We start from the raw sequence: 20,790 nt of genomic DNA on the forward strand, positions 1-20,790 counted from the left end.
CGGGCAGGTGCCCTGCTAATGCCCTTTGTGCCAGACCGCCGCCGGATCTGCGCAGGCCGGCGTGTGGGCTCCGAGTGGCATTCATATCAAAAATGATAGCTGCTCAGGCAATATCCACTAGCGCTTGCGGGCGCAAGGACTTCAAATTGCCTCAGGCAGCATCCAAAAACGCTTCGATCAGCTGGGCCACCTGCTCCGGCTGGTCATGGTGCAGCATGTGGCCCGCGTCTTGCACGACGGCGGTGCTGCAGGTACGCACATGGGTCAGGCGCTGGTGGTATTCGTCCAGGGTGTACCGGCCGTTCCACCACTGGCCCAGGCTGTCGCCACTGGCCTCGATGGCCAGCACGGGGGCCGCAATGCGCTCGTAGATGGCCAGGGCCTCGTCCGCTCGGTACAGCTGCGCGCTGGTGATCTTGTGGGCGGGGTCGCCCAGGATTTCCCACTGCCCCTGCGCGTTGGGTCGCGCCCAGTGCTGGGCCAGCCATTGGGCCTTGTCTTCGGACAGGCGGGGGTTGGTCTTCATCAGGCGGCGGGCGACGCCGTCGGCGCTTTCATAGGTCTTGAGCTCCTTGGTGCCCTGGTGCAGCTGCTTGATCTCGTCGATCCATTGCGCGTAGCGGGTGGGCGCCTGCGCGGGGCGTGTGGCGGGCAGGCCAAAACCTTCCAGGTTGACGAGCTTGCGCACGCGCTCGGGCCGCACACCGCCGTACATCATGGCCACGTTGCCGCCCATGCTGTGGCCCACCAGGTCAATGGCTTCGCCGGGGGCATAGTGGTCCAGCAGCAGGTCCAGGTCGGCCAGGTAGTCGGCAAACACATAGTGGTCTACCGGTGCACCGGTGGTGAGGCCAAAACCGCGCCAGTCCGGCGCGATGATGCGGCGTGGTTGCCGCAGCGCGTCCACCGTGAACTGGTAGGAGGCACTGACGTCCATCCAGCCATGCAGAAGCACCAGCGTGGGCAGGTCGCTTTGCTCGGGGCCCCAGTGGCGGACGTGGTAGTTGAGGTGCCGCAGCGCCAGTGTGCTGCTGCGCGAAGGGGTGAGGACTTGGTACATGCTGTGCCAATGTTACGTTGCCGCCACGCTGGCGGGGCGCCCTGCGGTGTCACCAAGGAGTCCGGCGTCCGGCAGGTTTTGGCGATCGCTTGTACCATCGCCAGCCGGGGCCGTAGCAGGCCCTGCTTACTTTTCCACCTTCTGGAGCCTTCACCGCATGAACACCGTCCGCTTGGGTCAGAGTGACCTGCTTGTCACCCCCATTTGCCTGGGCACCATGACCTTCGGCGAGCAGGTCAATGAGGCCGACTCGCATGCCATCCTGAGCCAGTCGCTTGCGCGCGGCGTGAACTTCATCGACACGGCCGAGATGTACGCCGTGCCCGCCAAGGCCGAGACCTTTGGTGCCACCGAAACCATCATCGGCAACTGGTTTGCCAAGAACCCTGGCGCGCGCCAGAAGCTGGTGGTGGCGACCAAGGTGGCCGGCCCATCGCGCGGCATGCCCTGGGTGCGCGAGGGCAAGGGCATGACCCCGTCCGACATCGTGGCGTCGTGCGAGGCCAGCCTGCGTCGCTTGCAGACCGATGTGATCGACCTGTACCAGATCCACTGGCCCGAGCGCCATGTGCCAGCGTTCGGCAACCTGTATTACGACCCTTCCAAGGAAACCTCGCAAACCCCCATTCGTGAGCAACTGGAAGCGCTGGCCGGCCTGGTGAAGGCGGGCAAGGTGCGCTACATCGGCCTGTCAAACGAAACCCCGTATGGCGTGCACGAGTTCGTGCGCCTGGCCGAGCAGCACGGCCTGCCGCGTGTGGCCACGGTGCAGAACCCGTACTGCCTGATCAATCGCACCTGGGAAAACGGGCTGGATGAAACCTGCCACCGCCTGGATGTGTCGCTGCTGGCCTATTCGCCGCTGGGTTTTGGCCTGCTGACGGGCAAGTACGACGAAAGCGGCATTACTGGCCCCAATGCCCCGCAGGGTGCGCGCATTGCATCGTATGAATCCGTGCGCAAACAACGCTGGGGCCGCCCTGAGGCGCTGGAGGCATCGCGCCGCTACAACGCACTGGCGCGTGCCAATGGCATGACACCCACGCAGATGGCGCTGGCGTTCTGCTACACCAAGTGGCAAGTGGCCAGCACCATCATCGGCGTGACGTCGGTGGCGCAGCTGGAGGAAGACCTTAATGCCTGGGGCACGACGCTGTCGCCCGATGTGCTGAAGGCCATTGATGCGATCCGCTGGGAGCTGCGCGACCCTGCGCTGTGACCGGGGGCAGGGCGTGGCCCTGCGAATCGGCAAGATCAAACCAAGGGGCCGTGCAGGCCCCTTTGTTTTTCTGCGAGTTTGTGCGCGCTGCTGTCAGGCAGTTGCCTCCTGCCGGGTGGTGCGCCCTTCAACCCACGGCGTCCCTTGGGGCTCACCCAGGTCCCAGAACAGCCCGGCCATCACCGCCAGACCTTCTCGTGCCACGGGCGCCAGCAAATGTTCGTTGGGTGCATGCTGGGCGCAGGCGGGGTACGAGTGCGGCACCCACAGCGTGGGCAGACCGAGCTGGTCGGCAAAGATGTCGTTGGGCAGCGAGCCTGCCAGGTTGGGCAGCAGCGTTGCGGGCTGGCCTGCGCTGGCCTGCAGCGAGGCCATCGTCCAGTCCACCCAGGGGCTGTGCAGATCGAGCCGCGTGGCGCCGCAGTGCATGCCCATGGTGATCTCGACCTGGCTGAAGCCATGCGCATCCAGGTGTTCGCGCAGCGTGGCCTGCACGTTCTGCCAATCGGTGCCCACCACAAAGCGCAGCTGGCAGTGCGCCACGGCCTGCGCGGGGATGGCGTTGATGGGCCGCTGCGCGTTGCCCGCGCCCAGCGCCAGCACCTCCAGCGTGTTCCAGCCCACCAGCTGCTCTGCGGGGGTCAGGCCGGGCTCGCCCCAGCCGGGGGTGAGGGCGGGGTCATCGGCGCCGGTGCCAATCACCACGTCCTTGAGGGCAGTGCGCAGCTTGTCGGGCACCGCGGGCGGCAGCAGGCCTTTGACGAGGATGCGGCCCTTCGCGTCCACCAGCGTGGCCAGGGCGTGCGTGAGCACGGTGGCCGGGTTGGCCAGCACGCCGCCCCAGTTGCCGGAGTGGTAGGCCTTGTCGCGGCTGCGCACCGCGAGAGAGAAGTTGATGGCTCCGCGTGAACCCAGGAAGAGGGTGGGGTGGCCCGCGTTCACGCGGGGGCCGTCGCTGGCCAAAAAAAGGTCGGCCCTCAGCGCGTCGCTGTGCTGCTCGCAGAAGGCGGCCAGGCCGGGCGAACCCGCCTCTTCGCCCATCTCCATGAGCAGCGTCACGTTGTACCCCAGGCGGCCGCCCCGGGCCTCGATGGTGTGGGCGAGTGCGGCCAGGCTCACGGTGTGCTGGCCTTTGTTGTCGGCCGTGCCTCGGCCATACCAGCGCTCGCCTTCGATGGTGAGCTCCCAGGGCGAGAGGCCCTCGCGCCATTGCGCGTCCTGCCCGTTGACCACATCGCCGTGGCCGTAGGTGAGCACGGTTGGCAGTGCAGGGTCTTCCACGCGGCGGGCCACCAAGAAGGGGCCGCCTTGTGGCGACGCGTTGTCGAGCACCTCGCATTCAAAACCCAGGGGCGCGAGCCAGGGCACCATTTCGTCGGTGAGGTAGGTGTGCAGTTCGGGCGGCACCTTGCCAGTGTCGCTTTCGGTGCGCCAGGCCACACGGCGGCGCAGGTCGGTGGCGAAGCGGCCATCGTCAAAGTAGCGCTGGACGTCTTGAATGAGTTGTTGGCGGTTCATCGTGCAGGTCCTTGTTGGGTGTTCGTCAGTCCACCACGATCTTGGCGCGGTGGGCCAGCGCGCGGTAGCGGCCGATCTCGTCATCGATCATGGCGCGCGTGGCCACGGGGCCCAGGTGCACGGGCTCCATGCCCTGGGTGCGCATCTGTTCCTGCAGACCACTGTCGCGGGTGACGGCTTCCACCTCGGTCACCAGCTTTCGGATGACAGACTGTGGCGTCCTGGCGGGGGCGGCGATGGCATACCAGGCGTCGAACACGGCGTCTGGCAGTTTGAGTTCCTCCACGGTGGGCACCCCCGGCAGCATGCTGGAGCGCGACTTGCCCGCAATGGCCAGGGCGCGCAGCTTGCCGGCCTTCACTTGCGGCGCCGCAGCGGCCACGGTGTCGATACCTAGCTGGATTTCGCCGCCCATGAGGGCGATCAGCGACTGGCTGCTGCCCCGGTAGGGCACGTCCTGCAGCTGGATGCCCGCGGCCTGCTCCAGCAGCGCGCCCGCCAGGTGCGGGCCAGAGCCCGAGCCGAAGGTGGCGTAGTGGATGCTCTTGGGCTTTGCCTTGGCTGCGGCGATCAGCGCGTTCAGGTCCTTGTACGGCGCGCTGGCGCTGACGACCAGCACCAGGGGTGCCCGGGCCACGGTGGCCACGGGCACGAGGTCCTTGGCAGGGTCGTAGGGCAGTTTGCTGCGCAGCGCCGGGTTGACCGTGTAGCTGGTGGAGCCCGAAACCAGCAGCGTGTAACCGTCGGGGTCGGCACGCACCACGGCTTCGGTGCCGATGATGGTGGAGGCACCCGGCTTGTTGTCGATCACCACCGGCGTGCCCAGGCGGCTGGCCAGTTTCTGTGCGAGCGCGCGTGCCACCACGTCGGTGCCGCCACCGGGCGGGAAGGGCACCACCATGCGCACGGGGCGCTGGGGCCAGGCGTCGGCAGGGGGTGCTGCCTGGGCGCAGGCCAGGCTGGCATGGCCGGCAAGAAATGCCAGGGTGGCAGACAGGAAAGAGGCTCGAACAAGGCGTTTCATGCGGACTCCGGTGATAGGGCCCCGGCAGCGGGCGGCGTGGGAGCAATGGCCACGTGGCGCCCGCGCAAGGGCATGGGTGAATTGGAGCCTCAAGCCATGCAAGATGGATGCTGGTTTACCATTGCTTGGAATAGAGATTTGGCAACTGACCATTGCCTTTTTGTGATTTAAACAACCATGGCCATTTCACTGCTCAGCCTGCCCTTGCGCTACTTTCTGGAGGTCGCGCGCACCGGCTCCGTCAACCAGGCCGCGCAGCGCCTGCACGTAGCCGCTTCGGCCGTGAGCCGGCAGCTGGGCAAGCTGGAAGACAGCCTGGGTGTGGTGCTGTTCGAGCGCCAGGCGCGCGGCATGAACCTGACCGAGGCGGGTACCCGCCTGCTGGCCCATGCCAGTGCACACGATGCGCAGGCGCTGGAGCTGGTCGAGCAATTGCAGGATCTGTCGGCCCAAGGTGCCCTGCGGGTGCGGCTGGCCTGCACCGAAGGGTTTGCGGCAGCCTTCATGCCGCTGGTCATGGCGGGGTTTCGGCAGGCGCACCCGCAGGTGCAGCTGCAGTTGCAGGTGGCCGTGCCGCAGGAGGTGTCGGCCCTGGTGCTGCGCGGCGAGGCCGATCTGGCGCTGAAGTACAGCACGGCGCCCGAGAAGGGCCTGCAGGTGCTGCACTCGGCCATCGCACCCATTTATGCCGTCATGCCCGCACAGCACCCGCTGGCGCGCCAGCGCAGTGTGAGCGTGGCTGACGTGGTGCGCTACCCACTGCTGCTGGGGGCCGCCAACACCACGGGGCGGCAGCTGTTTGACCTGAGCTGTGCGGTGCAGGGCCTTCGCTATGTGCCCGCTGTGGAGAGCAATTTTTCGTCGGCCTTGTTGCCGCTGCTGAGCGGGCAGGATGTGGTGCTGGCCAGCTACCTCACGGCGGCGCGATGGGTGGAGGCGGGCCTGTTGGCTGCCCGGCCATTTGACGAAACCCAGCTGCAGCAACGGCGCCTGCAGGTGCTGGCAGCCGAGGGCCGTAGCCAGTCCGCCCTGGTGCAGCAGTTCACGCAAGCGCTGGTGATCGCCATCGAGGAATACGGCAAGCGCAAGGTCGGGCGGCGCCGCAAGGCCACCCCAGCGCCTGCCTCGGTGTTCTGACACATTGCCGCAGATTCCAGCACGCTCACATTTGGATACGGATACCATCGGTGCCCTATCCGCACCACACCATGGCCAAGAAAGAACACGTTTCCGAGACCCAAGCCACCCAGCTGCTCAAGGCGAACAAGGTGGCGTTCACCGAACACCCGTATGAGTACCTGGAGCACGGCGGCGCGATGCACAGCGCCGAGGTGCTGGGTCTGGACCCGTTCACCGTGGTCAAGACCCTCGTCATGCAGGACCAGGACGCCAAGCCGCTCCTGGTGCTGATGCATGGCAACCGCAAGGTCTCCACCAAGAACCTCGCACGCCAGATCGGCGCCAAGTCGGTCGAGCCCTGTGCCCCCGAGGTCGCCAACCGGCACAGTGGCTACCTGGTGGGGGGGACGTCTCCGTTTGGCACGCGGCGCACCATGCCGGTTTACATCGAAGAAACCATCCTCGCGTTGCCCCGCATTGCCATCAACGGCGGGCGCCGGGGCTTTCTGGTGCAGCTGGACCCGCAGGTGTGTGTGCAGTTGCTGGGCGCCCAACCGGTGCAGTGCGCGCTGGCAGAATAGGCCGCCGCGCGATACAGCCCGTCAGAAGGCTGATCATTTGATTTCCAAGGAGTTGCTTTGACCGCCGTCTATCCCGTTCTTGCCACCGTGGCCGCCTACCTGCTGGGCTCGCTGTCGTTTGCCGTCATCGTGACGCGTGTCATGGGCCTGAGCGATCCGCGCACCTATGGCAGCAAGAACCCCGGCGCCACCAATGTGCTGCGCTCGGGCAGCAAGGCGGCGGCCATCGTGACCCTGCTGCTCGATGCGATGAAGGGCTGGCTGCCCGTGGCGCTGGTGATGTGGTTTGGCCACCCCTATGGGCTCGAAGACGGCACCGTGGCGCTGGTGGGGTTGGCCGCTTTCCTGGGGCACCTGTGGCCAGTGTTCTTCCGGTTTGAGGGCGGCAAGGGCGTGGCGACGGCACTGGGCGTGCTGGTGGGCATCAGCGGTTGGCTGGGTCTGGCCACGGCGGCCACCTGGCTCATCATTGCGTTCTTCTTCCGCTACTCGTCGCTCGCCTCGCTGGTGGCCGCCGCGTTTGCTCCGGTGTACTACCTGCTGGTGGATGGCGTGGTCTGGTATGCCGAAGGCACGATTGCCGCCTCGATCGTGGTGATGGCGCTGCTGCTGGCCTGGCGGCACCGCGAGAACATCCAGCGCCTGATTGCCGGCACGGAATCACGCCTGGGCAGCAAGAAGGCGAAACCTGCCGAGGGTGAAGAGAGCGCCAAGGCAAAGCCCACCGCAAAAGCCAAGGCCAAACACTGATGTAGCCACGCGCCCGGTTGGGCGCGTGCCCGTGTCAGAGCGCGCCGGGCGCCGTCACCAGCCCGCGCAACCCTGCGCTGTGCTGGGCGGCGTACAGCCCCAGCCGCACCATGGTGCGGTGGTTGAGTTCCAGGCTCACTGCGGACCGGGCCAAGGCAGACTGGATGCGGGGCTTGCCGCTCGCGGTCTGGTACAGGCTGGGCTGGCTGCGGTGGTTGCCGGTGCTGTCCAGCAGGCTGGCCACCAACGGGTGGTTGGCCTTGTCGCTGCGGCGCAGCACGATGGCGGTTTCGCCGTTGTCCAGTTTCACAAACGTACCTGGGGGGCACAGGCCGATGGACCGCACCAGGGTGTAGCTGACCTCGTCGCGTTGGTCCACCTCTTGTCCCACGATGGCACGCACCGAATCGGTGGCGCTGCGCCCGGCGCGGGATTTGCGCGGGCTGATCATGGCGGCATACCGGTCAATGGTGCCGAGGATGCGGGTGAGCCGGTCTATCGGCTCCTGGTTGGCCAAAGGCACGCGTTCGGCAATGCTGGCATGGTGTTGCCCCACCACGTCCAGCCAGAGCGGATCGTTGATGAACAGGCGTTCCAGCAGCAGCATGCTGTCTTCGGGGTGGCTCTTGATGGCCTCCTGCTGCTCCGCCGTGGGGCGCTCGCGCTGCACGGCCAGTTCGTCCTGCAGGGTCGTCATGCCAATGTTCATGGTGAGTGCCGCCCGCACCAGGCTGTCACGCTCACGCTGCGGCAGCTTGAGCTCCAGCGCCATGATGTGGCACAGCGTGCCGCACACCAGCGCGTGCGATGCGCTGTAGCCCACGGTGGATGTGGAGGCGTGCTGGAACATCAGGTACAGCGCCGCGTCGATGTCGTGCGCCACCAGGTCTTGCAGCCAGGCATCAAACTGCCGCACCTTGCCCGGAAAGTCCTGCACTTGCAGCGGCCGACTCAGCAGCACCGACAGGGCCGACTCCAGGTCGGACCAGAGGCTGAGCAGGTCTTCGTACTCCCCTTCGGAGTGCGCGTGGGTGGAGGAGGGGTGTGCGGACATTGCGGGTGTACAGGCGTCAGTGGCGCTTTTCGAGCACCATCTGGTCGTTGGTGCGGGTCATCTGGAACTCGTTCAGGAAGCTGTTGCCCAGCAGCACATAGGGCATGGGCTGCGAGGTGATGATGGCCTCTACCCCAAAGACCTCGACGTCGCCGATGCGGATGGAGTCGAGCTTCATGCGCCAGCCCTGGGCGACGCCATTGGCAGTGTTCACGCGCACCGGCTGGCCGCTTTGGTAGTTGAGGCCCATACGCTCTGCATCCGGCCGCCCGATGGCGACGGTGGAGGCCCCGGTGTCCACCATGTACTGCATCACCTGCCCGTTGATGGTGCCGCTGTTCACAAAATGGCCTCTGCCATCTGCCACCAGCAAAATGCGTTTGCCGCTGCCACTGCGTCCGCCCACGCTCACGGGCGCCTCGCCCAGTCGCAGTGTGCGCCGTGCGCCCTGGATCTCCACGGTGGCTTCGTCCTTGGCGACGGCGATGACTTTCACCCCCTGGAACTCATCCCCAGCGCCCACCGCCTTGGGCGGGTTGGCATTCACCACGATCAGCGCCTTGCTGCCCAGTACACCCGCCAGCGCCACAGCCTGCGCATGCGCCCAGGTGGGGCCCAGCAGCAACCCGATGCACAGGGCGAGGAGGCGCTGATACCGGCGCAGCCCTGGTGAGAGCAGCCGCGCAAGGACCGCCCCGCCGCGCTGGCGGCGTCCCCCTGGCTGCAGCGCTCCGCGCTGCGAGAGCGGGGGGAGGGCCCGCAGGACCTCAGCGGGGTGTCGCTTCATATCAGTCGCGGAAGTTGTCGAACGACAGCGGCACGTCCGTCACATCCTTGCGGATCAAGGCCATGGCGGCCTGCAGGTCGTCGCGCTTGGCTCCAGTCACGCGCACCTTGTCTTCCTGAATAGCGCCTTGCACCTTGAGCTTGCTTTCCTTGAGCAGCTTCTGGATCTTCTTGGCCAGCTCGCTCTCGATGCCGTTGCGCACCTTGATGACCTGCTTGACCTTGTCGCCGCCCATTTTCTGCACATCGCCCATGTCCAGAAAACGCACATCCACGCTGCGTTTGGTGAGCTTGTTGCGCAGAACATCTTCAATCTGGGTGAGCTGGAAATCAGCATCGCCGATCAGCGTGATGTCCTTGTCCTTGATCTCGATGCTGGCAGAGGTGCCCTTGAAGTCGAAACGGGTGGCGATTTCCTTGGCGGTGTTCTCGACGGCGTTTTTCACTTCAACCAGGTTGGCTTCGCAGACGGTGTCAAAAGATGGCATGGTGGGTCTCTATCTCGGGGAAAACAGGTGCAGATATGGGGGCGGATCGCGGGGAGCCAAAAGGCCGGGTGCGACAATCGGGCCAATGGTAGTCGAGAAAAACGCCCCTTTACAGCCCTGCAACACCTTCGGCATTGCCGCACGCGCCCAAACCCTGGTGCGAGTGCATTCGGTGGACGACCTGCGGGCTGTGCTGGCAGACCCCCAGCTCGCGCCGGTACCGAAATTTGTGCTGGGCGGCGGCAGCAACATCATCCTGACCGGTGACGTGAAGTCCGTCGTGCTCAAGATGGAAATCAAGGGCCTGCGCCTGGTGGATGAAACGCCCAAGGCCTGGATCGTGGAGGCGGGTGCTGGCGAGGTCTGGCACGACGCCGTGGCCTGGACGCTGGCGCACGGCTATCCCGGGTTGGAGAACCTGGCCCTGATCCCGGGCACGGTGGGGGCATCGCCCGTCCAGAACATTGGCGCGTATGGCGTGGAGCTGCAGGACCGTTTTGAGTCGCTCGACGCCATCGATCTGGCTACGGGCCAGTCGTTCAGCCTGGATGCCGCGCAATGCGGTTTTGGCTACCGTGATTCTGTTTTCAAGCATGCGCCTTCCGAAGCGCAGGACGGCAGCGGGCTGCCGCGCGGCATGGGGCTGGCAGGCCGGGCGGTGATCACCCATGTGCGCTTTCGACTGCCCAAGCCCTGGAAGCCGGTGCTGGGCTACCTGGACCTGGAGCGCCGCAGCGCCGAGGCAGGGGTGGAACACCCCAGTGCCCAGCAAATTTTTGACTGGGTCTGCGACATCCGCCGCGCGAAACTACCCGACCCTGCCGTGGTGGGCAACGCGGGCAGCTTCTTCAAGAACCCCACCGTGTCGCCCGACCAGTGCGCCGACATCATCGCCCGCGAGCCCAAGATCGTGCACTACCCCATGCCCGACGGCAGCATCAAGCTGGCGGCGGGCTGGCTGATCGATGCCTGCGGCTGGAAAGGCAAATCCATCGGCAAGGCCGGGGTGTACGAGAAGCAGGCCCTTGTGCTGGTCAACCGGGGGCAGGGCGCTGACAGCGTGACGGGGGGCGAGGTCATGACCCTGGCCAAGGCCATCCAGACGAGTGTGTACGAGCGCTTTGGCATCCGGCTGGAGCCCGAGCCGGTGGTGGTGTAGCGCGAAGTCTGAGGCGACCCCTGCGCCTCGAAAGGGCCGGTGTCGCGCCTGGTACGAGACCCCAATGAAAAAGCCACCCCAAGGGTGGCTTTTGCTCATCTATTGATAGCTGGAGAGGCAGTTTTCACTAGCGCTACCAGCCATTTTTGCTCCAAATGAGCCGCCAAGCTGCTCCCACTGGCAACCTGGGAGGCTTGGGGCCCATGGGGCGAGTGCTGCCTTACTTGCGGTCGTTGTCCAGCTGCGCCAGGGCTGCATTGCCTCCCAGCGACAGCAGGCCCGCCCGTGAGTACACACCCAGCTTGCCGCGCGTGTCCGAGATGTCCAGGTTGCGCATGGTCAGCTGGCCAATGCGGTCCAGCGGGCTGAACGGCGCGTCTTCCACCTTTTCCATCGACAGGCGCTCGGGGGCGTAGGTCAGGTTGGGCGACTCGGTATTCAGCAGCGAATAGTCGTTGCCACGGCGCAGTTCCAGTGTCACGGTGCCGGTCACGGCGCGGGCCACCCAGCGCTGGGCGGTTTCGCGCAGCATGATGGCCTGGGGGTCGAACCAGCGGCCCTGGTACAGCAGGCGGCCCAGCTTCAGGCCGTTCATGCGGTACTGCTCGATGGTGTCCTCATTGTGGATGCCGGTCACCAGGCGCTCGTAGGCGATGTGCAGCAGCGCAAGACCAGGAGCTTCGTAGATGCCGCGGCTCTTGGCTTCGATGATGCGGTTTTCGATCTGGTCGCTCATGCCCAGGCCGTGGCGGCCACCGATGCGGTTGGCTTCAAGGATCAGCTCGACGGGGTCGTTGAACTCCTTGCCGTTCAGCGCCACGGGCTGGCCTTCGTTGAAGGTCACGGACACTTCCTCGGCCTTCACTTCGACCTCGGGCTTCCAGAACGCCACGCCCATGATGGGGTTGACGATGCGGATGCCGCTGGACAGGAACTCCAGGTCCTTGGCCTCGTGTGTGGCGCCCAGCATGTTGCTGTCCGTGCTGTAGGCCTTCTCGGCGCTCATCTTGTAGCCAAAGCCGGCCTGCGTCATGAACGCCGACATTTCGGCGCGGCCGCCCAGCTCGTCGATGAACAGTTGGTCCAGCCACGGCTTGTAGATCTTGAGCGAGGGGTTGGTCAGCAGGCCGTAGCGGTAGAAGCGCTCGATGTCGTTGCCCTTGAAGGTCGATCCGTCGCCCCAGATGTTGACGTCGTCCTCCTTCATCGCGGCCACCAGCATGGTGCCGGTCACGGCGCGGCCCAGGGGGGTGGTGTTGAAGTAGGTCAGGCCGCCAGTGCTGATGTGGAAGGCGCCAGCCTGCAGGGCGGCAATGCCTTCGTGGGCCAGTTGCGTGCGGCAGTCCACCAGGCGGGCCTTCTCGGCGCCGTACTCCATGGCCTTGCGGGGGATGGCGTCGTAGTCGGGCTCGTCGGGCTGACCCAGGTTGGCGGTGTAGGCGTAGGGCACGGCGCCCTTGAGCTTCATCCAGTGCAGTGCGGCGCTGGTGTCCAGGCCGCCGGAGAAGGCGATGCCGACCTTTTGGCCGAGGGGGAGGTTCTGGAGGATGGTTGCCATGGAATCTTCTTCAAAAATGATAGCTGCCAGCGCATTGTGGACTAGCGCTAGAGGCCAAAATCAATCAAATTTCAGCCCGAACATCTCAGCCGAAATGGCAGATGTAGTGGTAGGCCTCGGTCACGCGGATGTCGAACTTGGAATTGCCGGGCACGCTGAACTTCTCGCCTGCGGACGATTTCACCCATGCGTCGGTACCAGCCAGCTTGTATTCGCACGAGCCCGCCACGCATTCCATGATTTCAGGGGCGCCGGTGTTGAACGTGAGCGTTGCGGGCAGCACCACGCCCACCGACTTCTTCGTGCCGTCCGGGAAGGTGATGCCGTGGCTCACGCACTTGCCGTCAAAGTACACATTGGCCTGGGTGGTGACGGACACGCCGTCGATTTTTTCGGTGGTCATGGATGCGCGGGTAGGAATGGAGGAAACCCGCGATTTTAGGGCAGGGTGCTGACGCATTGGGCTGTGCGAACCAACGAAACCCATGCCCGCCGCCGCTTGCACCAAGAAAAAGAGCCCCGAAGGGCTCTTTGTTCACTGGCTTGTGCGGCCACGCTGCCAGCCTTCAACGCCAGTAAGGGTTGCGGTGGTGCGGGTAGTGGGGGCGGCCGCTGTCGTAGCCGTATTCAATCACCGTCACCGGGGGCGTCACATAGGTGGGGGGCGCCTGGTACACCGGCTGCACGGGGTAGGTGGAGGTCACCACACCCGGTTGGCTGTAAACACCCTGGGCCGCATACGGGTCGGGTTGTGTGGAATAGGTCTGGCCAGCGGGCTGCACATTCACCGGGATCCAGCGGCCTGGGTCGTTCTGGGTGCGGGTGGTGTACTGGCGGCCTGCGTATTCATACACCACGTTGTAGCCTACGGTACGGTTTTCGTAGTACGTCTCGGTGGAGCAACGCTGCACGTTCTGGTATTGCGGCTGGCCGTTGCCCTCGATCTGGTTGCCTACTACGGCGCCACCCAGCACCCCAATGGCGGTGGCTGCTGCGCGACCGCTGCCCTTGCCGATGGTATTGCCCACCGCGCCCCCGGCAATCGCGCCAATCACAGCGCCGGCGCCCGTCGTGCGGTTGCCGTTGTAGACGGTCTCGTTGCCACACACCTGCTGCGGAACGCCGACCTGCTGAATGATGGGCGTGGCAGACAGCACACGGCCTTGTTCCTGAGCGCTGGCCACGACGGCGACGGCTGCCAGGGCAGAAAAAATGACGATCTTTTTCATGGAGAAACTCCTTTCGGGTCGGTACATAACGCACCAGACTGCAGAAAAGTTTAGGCCCGCAAGGTCAATTCGGGGCCCGGACGCCGTAAATCTGCGTAAAGATTTGTGCGATTTTCCCGCGTTCCCCGTCTCAAGTCAGCCCTTGGATGCGCCATTCAGCCCGCCAGGCCACTGCTCCGGCACAAATCCGACGGTCACATGCAGGCCTTGGGCGTCCTGCCACTGCGCCACGGGGCGCTTGATCACACTGGTTTGTTGCTGCATCAGCGCACTGGCGCTCGCGTCGTCCTGCACCGATGCCTGTGTGGCTGCGTCCAGCTTTCGCCAGGTGGTCCCTTGACGATTGACCAGCTTCTGCCAGCCCACGGCCTTCAGCCAGCCAGGGAGCAGCTCGGTGGGAACGCCTTGCTTTTTGAAGTCATGAAACTGGACTTCCAGCCCTTGTTCTGCAAACCAGGCGCGGGATTTTTTGACGGTATCGCAATTGGGGATGCCGTAGACGGTGATGGCGGTATTCATGCCGCGCATCATCCTCGAAATCGCGGGGGTGAATGCTGGCTCGGCGACAATCCCTGGCTGTATGCAAACCAAACCCCACACCCTGGAAGGCTGGCTGCGCCATTGCGAGCAGCTGCACCCCCGCAACATTGATATGGGCCTGGATCGGGTCGCCGAAGTCGCCCGCCGCATGGCGCTGCGGTTCGAGTGCCCGGTGATCACGGTGGCGGGCACCAACGGAAAAGGATCGACCTGCGCCATGCTCGAAGCGGTGGCGCTGCAGGCGGGTTATCGCACCGGCGTGTACACCTCACCGCATTTGGTGCACTTTGAAGAGCGCTGTCGTGTCCATGGCGAAATCGTGTCGGCGGCGGACCTGGTACCCCATTTCGAGGCGGTGGAGAGCGCCAGAACTCAGAACGGCAACGAGGTGTCTCTCACGTACTTTGAGTTCACCACCCTGGCCATCCTGCGCTTGATGAGCCATGCGTTGCTGGATGTGGCAATTCTCGAAGTCGGCCTCGGAGGGCGTCTGGATGCCACGAACGCGATCGACACCGACTGCGCCATCATCACCAGCATCGATATCGACCACACAGAATTTCTGGGCCCGGACCGCGAGAGCATTGGCCGCGAAAAGGCGGGCATCATGCGCACGGGGCGCCCAGCCATCGTGAGCGACCCCATGGCCCCGCAGAGCGTGGTGGATCACGCGCGGGAGATCGGCGCCGATTTGTGGAGTTTTGGGCGCGATTTCAATTTCTCGGGCGACAAGCAGCAGTGGAGCTGGGCTGGCCGGGGGCGGCGCTATGCCGGGCTGGCTTATCCGTCTCTGCGTGGGGCTAACCAGCTGGTGAACGCCTCGGGCGTGCTGGCGGCTTTCGAGGCATTGCGTGATCGGCTGCCGGTGACCGCCCAGGCCGTGCGCAACGGTATGGCCCTGGTGGAGTTGCCGGGACGTTTTCAGATTGTGCCGGGGCAACCGACCCTGGTGCTGGATGTGGCGCACAACCCGCACTCCGTGGCAGCGCTCACGGCCAACCTGGATGCGATGGGGTTCTTCCCAGTCACCCACGCGGTGTTTGGCGCCATGGCGGACAAGGACCTGGCGCCCATGCTGGCCAAGGTCGGGCCTCTGGTGGACCGTTGGTATTTCACCGATCTGCCCACTCCGCGCGCTGAGTCGGCCGCCGTGTTGCAGCAGAAGTGGAATGCCGTGCATATGGTGGCGGGCGGTCGTCGGGACGTTGCATCCAGCTTGCATGCCGACCCACTGCAGGCCCTGCAAGCGGCGGTGGCCGCCGCAGACCCCGCTGATAGAATCGTGGTCTTTGGCTCGTTCTACACGGTGGGTGGGGTGTTGATCAATGGAACACCCCGCTTGCACGCCAAACATATGGGCGCCTGAGCGCCTCACGAGTCCTTAGTCCATGGCATTTTTCAAGTTCCGGTGGCCCGGTCAGGGTGAGCAGCAACAGGCCGAAAAGCCGTCCAAGCGCTCGCGCACACCACAGGCTGAGAGCATCGAAGTGATGCGCCGCCGCGCCCGGCACCGTTTGATTGGCGCTGCAGTGCTGGTGCTGGTGGGGGTCATCGGGTTTCCGTTGCTGTTTGATACCCAGCCACGGCCTATCCCTGTGGACATTCCCATCGAGATTCCAGACCGCAACAAGGTGGCTCCCCTGGTGGTGCCTGCGCCAGTGGCCGAAACTACCGCCGCCAAGCCTGCTGCACCCTCCACCCCAGAGCCAGCCCCGACGGCTGCTGCGCAGCGGCCTGCGCCCTCGCGCACTGCCGCAGCCAATGGCTTGGCGGATGGTGAAGAACTGGTGCCTAGCGCTCGTACAGCAGCGGCCAAACCTGCGCCAGCCCCAGCGGTTGCCCCCCCAAAGCCCGAGGTGAAACACGAGGCCAAGCCGCCCGCTGCTCCCACACCTTCTCCCGTCCCCGAACCCAAGCCTGCACGTGCTGACGATTCGGCACGTGCCCGCGCCCTGTTGGAAGGCCGAAGCACCGAGGCGCCAGCCGCCGCCAGTGCCGAGGAGGCGCGCTTCATCGTGCAGGTGGGGGCCTTTGCAGATGCCGAAAAGGCCCGCGAAGCACGCACCAAGGTGGAACGGGCAGGTCTCAAGACCTATACGCAGGTGGTGGACACCAAGGACGGAAAGCGCACCCGGGTGCGTGTGGGCCCGTTTACCAACCGGGCAGAGGCAGACAAGGCGGCGGCGCGCATCAAGTCGCTGGACCTGTCGGCGTCGGTGCTCACCCTGTAAACATTGATCAGGCTGCCGCTTGTCCATGGCTGCGTTGGATTGGGTGTTTGTGGCCGTGTTGCTGGCCTCCATGCTGATAGGTGCGTGGCGCGGACTGGTATTTGAAGTGCTGTCGGTGCTGGGCTGGGTGGCGTCTTTTTTTGTGGCGCAATGGTTTGCGGCCGATGCAGCGGCCTTGTTGCCCATGGGTGGGTCGGGCGAGTCGCTGCGGTATGCAGCCGGTTTTGTCGTGGTGTTTGTGGCTTCGGTTTTTGCCTGTGGTTTTCTGGCATGGCTGGCCAAGAAACTGGTGGAAGCCGTAGGGCTGCGCCCGGCGGATCGTACCCTCGGCGCTGTTTTTGGTGTGTTGCGCGGCCTCGTTTTGTTGCTTGCTGTGGCCGTGGTGGCTGGCATCACCCCCGTGCACGAGGCACAGTGGTGGCAGGAGTCGCGGGGCGCGCCGGTCTTGGCCGAAGTGCTCAAGGGGTTGAAACCGGCGCTGCCGGACGAATTTGGAAGGCATCTGCCTTCGTGAGATCGAAGCGGTAGCGGCCAGAAGCTGCTGCCGTTGGATGACCGCGGGGCTGTTCCCGCAAACGGATGGAATACAACTATGTGTGGAATCGTCGGCGTCGTCAGTCCTGCGCCCGTCAATCAGCTGATTTATGACGCTTTGCTGCTCTTGCAGCATCGCGGCCAGGATGCTGCTGGCATCGTGACCCAGCAGGGCCGCAAATTCTTCATGCACAAGGCCAAGGGCATGGTGCGCGACGTTTTTCGCACGCGCAACATGCGCGCTCTGCCGGGTAATGTGGGGCTGGGCCAGGTGCGTTACCCCACCGCCGGCAACGCCTACAGCGAAGAAGAGGCGCAACCGTTTTACGTCAATGCCCCGTTCGGCATCGTGTTGGTGCACAACGGCAATCTGACGAACGCCCGCGAACTGCGCACCGAGCTGTTCCAGACGGACCACCGCCACACCAACACGGAAAGTGATTCGGAAGTCCTTCTGAACGTGTTTGCGCACGAACTGGAACGCGCCACGCGGGGCGTGCCTCTGCAGCCCGAGGACGTTTTCACTGCCGTGCGTGCGGTGCACAAGCGCATCAAGGGTTCCTATGCTGTGATCGCGCTGATCGCAGGCCACGGTCTGCTGGCCTTCCGCGACCCGCACGGCATCCGCCCGCTGGCCATGGGCCGCAGCCAGGACGGCACCGTGATGGTGGGCAGTGAGTCGGTGGCGCTGGAGGGCACCTCCCATGTGTTCGAGCGCAACATCAATCCGGGCGAAGCGATTTTCATCACGCTGGACGGACAGGTTCACGCCAGCCAGTGCGCAGAGAATCCGCAGCTCAACCCTTGCATTTTCGAGTTTGTTTACCTTGCTCGGCCCGATTCGGTGCTTGACGGCATCTCGGTCTACCAGGCCCGTCTGAACCTGGGTGAAGCCTTGGCCAAGCGTGTGGTGTCCACCGTGCCGCCCAACGAGATCGATGTGATCATCCCCATCCCCGAGTCCAGCCGCCCCAGCGCTACCCAGCTGGCACATCTGCTCGGCGTCCCGTACCGGGAAGGCTTCGTCAAAAACCGTTACGTGGGTCGCACCTTCATCATGCCCGGGCAGGGCGTGCGCAAAAAGTCGGTGCGCCAGAAGCTCAATGTGATTGGCAGCGAATTCAAAGGCCGCAACGTGTTGCTGGTGGACGACTCCATCGTGCGTGGCACGACCAGCCGCGAGATCGTGCAGATGGCGCGTGACGCGGGTGCCCGCAAGGTGTACCTCGCCAGCGCGGCGCCGCCCGTGCGCTACCCCAACGTGTATGGCATTGACATGCCCACCAGCAGCGAACTGGTGGCCCACGGTCGCACGGTCGAAGAGATTCGCCAGGCCATCGGCTGCGACGCTCTCATCTATCAGGATGTAGATGGCATGAAGAGGGCTGTGGGTGCGCTCAACAGTGCCATTGCCGGGTTCGATGCGTCGTGTTTTGACGGCGTGTACGTGACGGGTGACATCACTGCGGAAGGGATTGCCAGCCTGAATGAGGGGCGTGTAGGTGCAGAGGAGGGCGAGGAAGATACCTCGCGCCTTGCTTTGCCCAATGCGCAGGAAGCGTAGCCAAGGGCTTGCGCAGCCACCGCAGACCATCGCACGCGATGCTGTGCCCCCGGTTGTGCGCGTGATGCCCTAGCCGGGTCGGGCTGCGCCCGACGGATTGATCCTAGTTTGAACTGGCCCCATGGAGGGCCAGCATTGATTGTTATGACTGAAACCACTGCCACCAGCACGGGCCGCATACGCACCCGTTTTGCACCGTCTCCCACCGGCTTCATCCACCTGGGCAATATCCGCTCGGCGCTGTATCCTTGGGCGTTTGCCCGTGCCACGGGGGGGGATTTCATTTTGCGCATCGAAGACACCGACCTGGAGCGCTCCAGCCAGGCGGCGGTGGACGTCATCATCGAGGGCATGGCCTGGTTGGGTCTGAACCACGACGAAGGCCCGTTCTATCAGATGCAGCGCATGGATCGTTACAAGGCGGTCCTTGCAGAGTTGCAGGCCGCCGGTCACGTGTATCCCTGCTACATGAGCGTGGCTGAGCTGGATGCCCTGCGCGAGCGGCAGATGGCTGCCAAGGAGAAGCCTCGCTACGACGGCACATGGCGTCCTGAAGCTGGCAAGACCTTACCAGCCATTCCTGAGGGCGTGCAGCCGGTGCTGCGCTTCAAGAACCCACAGGGCGGCGTTGTGGCCTGGGACGACAAGGTCAAGGGCCGCATTGAGATCAGCAATGATGAGCTGGATGATCTGGTCATTGCACGGCCCGATGGCACGCCCACCTACAACTTCTGCGTGGTGGTGGACGATATCGACATGGCGATCACGCACGTGATCCGAGGCGATGACCATGTGAACAACACGCCGCGTCAGATCAACATCTTCCGCGCCCTGGGCAAGGAACCTCCGGTCTATGCCCACCTGCCCACCGTGCTGAACGAGCAGGGCGAGAAGATGAGCAAGCGCAACGGCGCCAAGCCCGTGACGCAATACCGCGATGAAGGTTATCTGCCCGATGCCATGGTGAACTATCTGGCACGTCTGGGCTGGAGTCATGGCGATGACGAAATTTTCAGTCGCGAGCAGTTTCTGCAGTGGTTTAACCTCGACCACCTGGGCCGCAGCGCTGCGCAGTTCGATGAAGCCAAGCTGCGCTGGGTGAATGCCCAGCACCTGAAAGCCATGGCTGACGACGCTTTGGCCGCGCTGGTTGCTCCGCAATTGCAGGCGCGTGGTGTTTCCGCTGAGGCGCTGGCCGACGGGCGTCTGCCCCGGATCTGTGCGCTGTTCAAAGACCGGTGCGACACCACCGTCGTGCTTGCCAACTGGGCGCAGGTGTTCTATGGCGACGTGACTCCGGTGGATGCAGAGCACGCTCAGCATGTCACCGACGCCATTGCTCCCGCTCTGGACGCACTGGCTAATGCACTGTCCGCCTGCGAGTGGGACAAGGCGTCCATCAGTGCTGCGTTCAAGCAGGTGCTGACGGCTCAGGGTCTGAAGATGCCCCAGCTGGCGATGCCTGCGCGTGTCCTGACGGTCGGAACCGCCCACACGCCATCGGTCGATGCTGTGCTGGAACTGGTCGGACGTGAAAAAGTTATAGCGCGTTTGCGAAACCGCTAAAAATCTGTCTATAATTCAAGGCTCAGGTGATGACAACAAATACAAAGTGTTTGAAGTCATTCAGTGGGGGTATAGCTCAGCTGGGAGAGCGCTTGCATGGCATGCAAGAGGTCATCGGTTCGATCCCGTTTACCTCCACCACGTCGCTTGATAACGGTTAGTTCCAAGGTTTTGACCCTATCGTCTAGAGGCCTAGGACATCACCCTTTCACGGTGAGTACCGGGGTTCGAATCCCCGTAGGGTCGCCAAGTTTGTAGCACTTGGCTTGTGTTGATAAATACAAGCGAAAAGCTGCCTGCCAGGAGTGGTAGTTCAGTTGGTTAGAATACCGGCCTGTCACGCCGGGGGTCGCGGGTTCGAGTCCCGTCCACTCCGCCAGTCATAAGCCTTTGCAGCTCTTTTGGGTGCACTGGTTTTCTTTGGCGTAAGTCGAAGAAGTTTGGGGGTATAGCTCAGCTGGGAGAGCGCTTGCATGGCATGCAAGAGGTCATCGGTTCGATCCCGTTTACCTCCACCAAATTTGTTAGTGGTATTTCGGTTAGTTCCAAGGTTTTGACCCCATCGTCTAGAGGCCTAGGACATCACCCTTTCACGGTGAGTACCGGGGTTCGAATCCCCGTGGGGTCGCCAAGTTTGTAGCACTTGGCTTGTGTTGATAAATACAAGCGAAAAGCTGCCTGCCAGGAGTGGTAGTTCAGTTGGTTAGAATACCGGCCTGTCACGCCGGGGGTCGCGGGTTCGAGTCCCGTCCACTCCGCCAGATATCAACCGCTGCAGTCGCAAGGCTGCAGCGGTTTTTTTATGCCTTG

Annotated in this window: 20 protein-coding genes and 6 tRNA genes; 16 read left to right on the top strand and 10 right to left on the bottom strand. The window is 64.1% G+C overall.

Annotated features, from left to right (window positions below; all coding sequences use genetic code 11):
- Nucleotides 1–151: 151 nt before the first annotated feature.
- Nucleotides 152–1,060 carry an alpha/beta fold hydrolase gene (locus IB236_RS19835; protein WP_056746405.1) on the bottom strand — a complete coding sequence of 303 codons (909 nt, stop codon included), beginning with the start codon at nucleotides 1,058–1,060 and terminating at the stop codon, nucleotides 152–154.
- Nucleotides 1,061–1,217: 157 nt separating this feature from the next.
- Between IB236_RS19835 and IB236_RS19840 the strand changes: the two genes are divergently transcribed.
- Nucleotides 1,218–2,279: an aldo/keto reductase gene (locus IB236_RS19840; protein WP_192421898.1), complete on the top strand. Its 1,062-nt coding sequence runs from the start codon at nucleotides 1,218–1,220 to the stop codon at nucleotides 2,277–2,279.
- A 93-nt stretch (nucleotides 2,280–2,372) separates the two neighbouring features.
- Here the strand turns inward: IB236_RS19840 and IB236_RS19845 are convergent, their stop codons facing one another.
- Both IB236_RS19845 and IB236_RS19850 read right to left on the bottom strand, forming a co-directional pair.
- Entirely contained in the window at nucleotides 2,373–3,797 is a 1,425-nt protein-coding gene (locus IB236_RS19845; protein WP_192421899.1) for a M20 family metallopeptidase, read from the bottom strand.
- A 25-nt stretch (nucleotides 3,798–3,822) separates the two neighbouring features.
- A complete protein-coding gene (locus IB236_RS19850; RefSeq protein ID WP_192421900.1) occupies nucleotides 3,823–4,821 on the bottom strand; it encodes a tripartite tricarboxylate transporter substrate binding protein in 999 nt (332 codons plus the stop codon).
- Nucleotides 4,822–4,998: 177 nt separating this feature from the next.
- On the opposite strand from IB236_RS19850, the gene IB236_RS19855 reads away from it, so the two are divergent.
- The 3 genes from IB236_RS19855 to plsY all read left to right on the top strand — a co-directional run bounded on the left by IB236_RS19855 (nucleotide 4,999) and on the right by plsY (nucleotide 7,271).
- Nucleotides 4,999–5,958: a LysR family transcriptional regulator gene (locus IB236_RS19855; RefSeq protein WP_146871923.1), complete on the top strand. Its 960-nt coding sequence runs from the start codon at nucleotides 4,999–5,001 to the stop codon at nucleotides 5,956–5,958.
- Between the two features lie 71 nt (nucleotides 5,959–6,029).
- Nucleotides 6,030–6,521 carry an aminoacyl-tRNA deacylase gene (locus tag IB236_RS19860; protein ID WP_192421901.1) on the top strand — a complete coding sequence of 164 codons (492 nt, stop codon included), beginning with the start codon at nucleotides 6,030–6,032 and terminating at the stop codon, nucleotides 6,519–6,521.
- A 57-nt stretch (nucleotides 6,522–6,578) separates the two neighbouring features.
- On the top strand, nucleotides 6,579–7,271 hold the full coding sequence (plsY, locus tag IB236_RS19865) for a glycerol-3-phosphate 1-O-acyltransferase PlsY (RefSeq protein WP_056746399.1): 693 nt from the start codon (nucleotides 6,579–6,581) through the stop codon (nucleotides 7,269–7,271).
- 34 nt (nucleotides 7,272–7,305) lie between these two features.
- Here plsY and IB236_RS19870 read toward each other — a convergent pair whose 3' ends face one another.
- The 3 genes from IB236_RS19870 to IB236_RS19880 are packed head-to-tail and all read right to left on the bottom strand — an operon-like array spanning nucleotide 7,306 to nucleotide 9,599.
- Nucleotides 7,306–8,325 carry an HD-GYP domain-containing protein gene (locus tag IB236_RS19870; protein WP_056063748.1) on the bottom strand — a complete coding sequence of 340 codons (1,020 nt, stop codon included), beginning with the start codon at nucleotides 8,323–8,325 and terminating at the stop codon, nucleotides 7,306–7,308.
- A 16-nt stretch (nucleotides 8,326–8,341) separates the two neighbouring features.
- A complete protein-coding gene (locus tag IB236_RS19875; RefSeq protein WP_225581272.1) occupies nucleotides 8,342–9,112 on the bottom strand; it encodes a TIGR02281 family clan AA aspartic protease in 771 nt (256 codons plus the stop codon).
- Nucleotide 9,113: 1 nt separating this feature from the next.
- The gene (locus IB236_RS19880; RefSeq protein ID WP_056063745.1) at nucleotides 9,114–9,599 is read right to left on the bottom strand and encodes a YajQ family cyclic di-GMP-binding protein; all 486 of its coding nucleotides are present in this window, start codon (nucleotides 9,597–9,599) and stop codon (nucleotides 9,114–9,116) included.
- 85 nt (nucleotides 9,600–9,684) lie between these two features.
- Between IB236_RS19880 and murB the strand changes: the two genes are divergently transcribed.
- Complete coding sequence (gene murB / locus IB236_RS19885; RefSeq protein ID WP_192421902.1) at nucleotides 9,685–10,758, top strand: UDP-N-acetylmuramate dehydrogenase; 1,074 nt, start codon at nucleotides 9,685–9,687, stop codon at nucleotides 10,756–10,758.
- A 220-nt stretch (nucleotides 10,759–10,978) separates the two neighbouring features.
- Here murB and argG read toward each other — a convergent pair whose 3' ends face one another.
- From argG to IB236_RS19905, 4 genes are all read right to left on the bottom strand, one after another.
- Nucleotides 10,979–12,316 carry an argininosuccinate synthase gene (argG, locus tag IB236_RS19890; protein WP_056063739.1) on the bottom strand — a complete coding sequence of 446 codons (1,338 nt, stop codon included), beginning with the start codon at nucleotides 12,314–12,316 and terminating at the stop codon, nucleotides 10,979–10,981.
- A gap of 85 nt (nucleotides 12,317–12,401) precedes the next feature.
- Nucleotides 12,402–12,719, bottom strand: coding sequence for a pyrimidine/purine nucleoside phosphorylase (locus IB236_RS19895; protein WP_015014470.1), 318 nt, complete (start codon nucleotides 12,717–12,719; stop codon nucleotides 12,402–12,404).
- Between the two features lie 163 nt (nucleotides 12,720–12,882).
- Nucleotides 12,883–13,545 (bottom strand): glycine zipper 2TM domain-containing protein, encoded by a 663-nt coding sequence (locus tag IB236_RS19900; RefSeq protein ID WP_192421903.1) that lies wholly within the window; start codon nucleotides 13,543–13,545, stop codon nucleotides 12,883–12,885.
- 135 nt (nucleotides 13,546–13,680) lie between these two features.
- On the bottom strand, nucleotides 13,681–14,064 hold the full coding sequence (locus tag IB236_RS19905) for an arsenate reductase (RefSeq protein ID WP_192421904.1): 384 nt from the start codon (nucleotides 14,062–14,064) through the stop codon (nucleotides 13,681–13,683).
- Between the two features lie 61 nt (nucleotides 14,065–14,125).
- On the opposite strand from IB236_RS19905, the gene folC reads away from it, so the two are divergent.
- From folC to IB236_RS19960, 11 genes are all read left to right on the top strand, one after another.
- Nucleotides 14,126–15,451: a bifunctional tetrahydrofolate synthase/dihydrofolate synthase gene (folC, locus tag IB236_RS19910; protein WP_192421905.1), complete on the top strand. Its 1,326-nt coding sequence runs from the start codon at nucleotides 14,126–14,128 to the stop codon at nucleotides 15,449–15,451.
- A 22-nt stretch (nucleotides 15,452–15,473) separates the two neighbouring features.
- On the top strand, nucleotides 15,474–16,316 hold the full coding sequence (locus IB236_RS19915) for an SPOR domain-containing protein (RefSeq protein ID WP_192421906.1): 843 nt from the start codon (nucleotides 15,474–15,476) through the stop codon (nucleotides 16,314–16,316).
- Nucleotides 16,317–16,341: 25 nt separating this feature from the next.
- On the top strand, nucleotides 16,342–16,830 hold the full coding sequence (locus tag IB236_RS19920; protein ID WP_121942709.1) for a CvpA family protein: 489 nt from the start codon (nucleotides 16,342–16,344) through the stop codon (nucleotides 16,828–16,830).
- Nucleotides 16,831–16,908: 78 nt separating this feature from the next.
- Complete coding sequence (gene purF, locus IB236_RS19925; RefSeq protein WP_121942710.1) at nucleotides 16,909–18,414, top strand: amidophosphoribosyltransferase; 1,506 nt, start codon at nucleotides 16,909–16,911, stop codon at nucleotides 18,412–18,414.
- A 144-nt stretch (nucleotides 18,415–18,558) separates the two neighbouring features.
- Nucleotides 18,559–19,980 (top strand): glutamate--tRNA ligase, encoded by a 1,422-nt coding sequence (gene gltX / locus IB236_RS19930; RefSeq protein WP_192421907.1) that lies wholly within the window; start codon nucleotides 18,559–18,561, stop codon nucleotides 19,978–19,980.
- Between the two features lie 65 nt (nucleotides 19,981–20,045).
- A tRNA-Ala gene (locus tag IB236_RS19935) sits at nucleotides 20,046–20,121 on the top strand.
- A 32-nt stretch (nucleotides 20,122–20,153) separates the two neighbouring features.
- Nucleotides 20,154–20,229, top strand: a tRNA-Glu gene (locus IB236_RS19940).
- 53 nt (nucleotides 20,230–20,282) lie between these two features.
- Nucleotides 20,283–20,359 (top strand) — tRNA-Asp (locus IB236_RS19945).
- A 63-nt stretch (nucleotides 20,360–20,422) separates the two neighbouring features.
- Nucleotides 20,423–20,498: transfer RNA gene (locus IB236_RS19950), tRNA-Ala, on the top strand.
- A gap of 37 nt (nucleotides 20,499–20,535) precedes the next feature.
- A tRNA-Glu gene (locus IB236_RS19955) sits at nucleotides 20,536–20,611 on the top strand.
- Between the two features lie 53 nt (nucleotides 20,612–20,664).
- Nucleotides 20,665–20,741, top strand: a tRNA-Asp gene (locus IB236_RS19960).
- Nucleotides 20,742–20,790 lie beyond the last annotated feature (49 nt).

The organism is Acidovorax sp. ACV02 (assembly GCF_014851475.1).
GTDB lineage: Bacteria > Pseudomonadota > Gammaproteobacteria > Burkholderiales > Burkholderiaceae_C > Acidovorax > Acidovorax delafieldii.

Excerpts from the sequence above, each read along its gene's own strand:
- IB236_RS19915 (WP_192421906.1), top strand. The coding sequence starts at position 15,474 with ATGGCATTTTTCAAGTTCCGGTGGCCCGGTCAGGGTGAGCAGCAACAG.
- IB236_RS19840 (WP_192421898.1), top strand. The coding sequence starts at position 1,218 with ATGAACACCGTCCGCTTGGGTCAGAGTGACCTGCTTGTCACCCCCATT.
- IB236_RS19835 (WP_056746405.1), bottom strand. The coding sequence starts at position 1,060 with ATGTACCAAGTCCTCACCCCTTCGCGCAGCAGCACACTGGCGCTGCGG.
- IB236_RS19900 (WP_192421903.1), bottom strand. The coding sequence starts at position 13,545 with ATGAAAAAGATCGTCATTTTTTCTGCCCTGGCAGCCGTCGCCGTCGTG.
- IB236_RS19875 (WP_225581272.1), bottom strand. The coding sequence starts at position 9,112 with ATGAAGCGACACCCCGCTGAGGTCCTGCGGGCCCTCCCCCCGCTCTCG.
- argG (WP_056063739.1), bottom strand. The coding sequence starts at position 12,316 with ATGGCAACCATCCTCCAGAACCTCCCCCTCGGCCAAAAGGTCGGCATC.
- IB236_RS19860 (WP_192421901.1), top strand. The coding sequence starts at position 6,030 with ATGGCCAAGAAAGAACACGTTTCCGAGACCCAAGCCACCCAGCTGCTC.
- gltX (WP_192421907.1), top strand. The coding sequence starts at position 18,559 with ATGACTGAAACCACTGCCACCAGCACGGGCCGCATACGCACCCGTTTT.
- purF (WP_121942710.1), top strand. The coding sequence starts at position 16,909 with ATGTGTGGAATCGTCGGCGTCGTCAGTCCTGCGCCCGTCAATCAGCTG.
- IB236_RS19920 (WP_121942709.1), top strand. The coding sequence starts at position 16,342 with ATGGCTGCGTTGGATTGGGTGTTTGTGGCCGTGTTGCTGGCCTCCATG.
- IB236_RS19845 (WP_192421899.1), bottom strand. The coding sequence starts at position 3,797 with ATGAACCGCCAACAACTCATTCAAGACGTCCAGCGCTACTTTGACGAT.
- IB236_RS19880 (WP_056063745.1), bottom strand. The coding sequence starts at position 9,599 with ATGCCATCTTTTGACACCGTCTGCGAAGCCAACCTGGTTGAAGTGAAA.
- murB (WP_192421902.1), top strand. The coding sequence starts at position 9,685 with ATGGTAGTCGAGAAAAACGCCCCTTTACAGCCCTGCAACACCTTCGGC.
- IB236_RS19895 (WP_015014470.1), bottom strand. The coding sequence starts at position 12,719 with ATGACCACCGAAAAAATCGACGGCGTGTCCGTCACCACCCAGGCCAAT.
- IB236_RS19870 (WP_056063748.1), bottom strand. The coding sequence starts at position 8,325 with ATGTCCGCACACCCCTCCTCCACCCACGCGCACTCCGAAGGGGAGTAC.
- IB236_RS19905 (WP_192421904.1), bottom strand. The coding sequence starts at position 14,064 with ATGAATACCGCCATCACCGTCTACGGCATCCCCAATTGCGATACCGTC.
- folC (WP_192421905.1), top strand. The coding sequence starts at position 14,126 with ATGCAAACCAAACCCCACACCCTGGAAGGCTGGCTGCGCCATTGCGAG.
- IB236_RS19855 (WP_146871923.1), top strand. The coding sequence starts at position 4,999 with ATGGCCATTTCACTGCTCAGCCTGCCCTTGCGCTACTTTCTGGAGGTC.
- IB236_RS19850 (WP_192421900.1), bottom strand. The coding sequence starts at position 4,821 with ATGAAACGCCTTGTTCGAGCCTCTTTCCTGTCTGCCACCCTGGCATTT.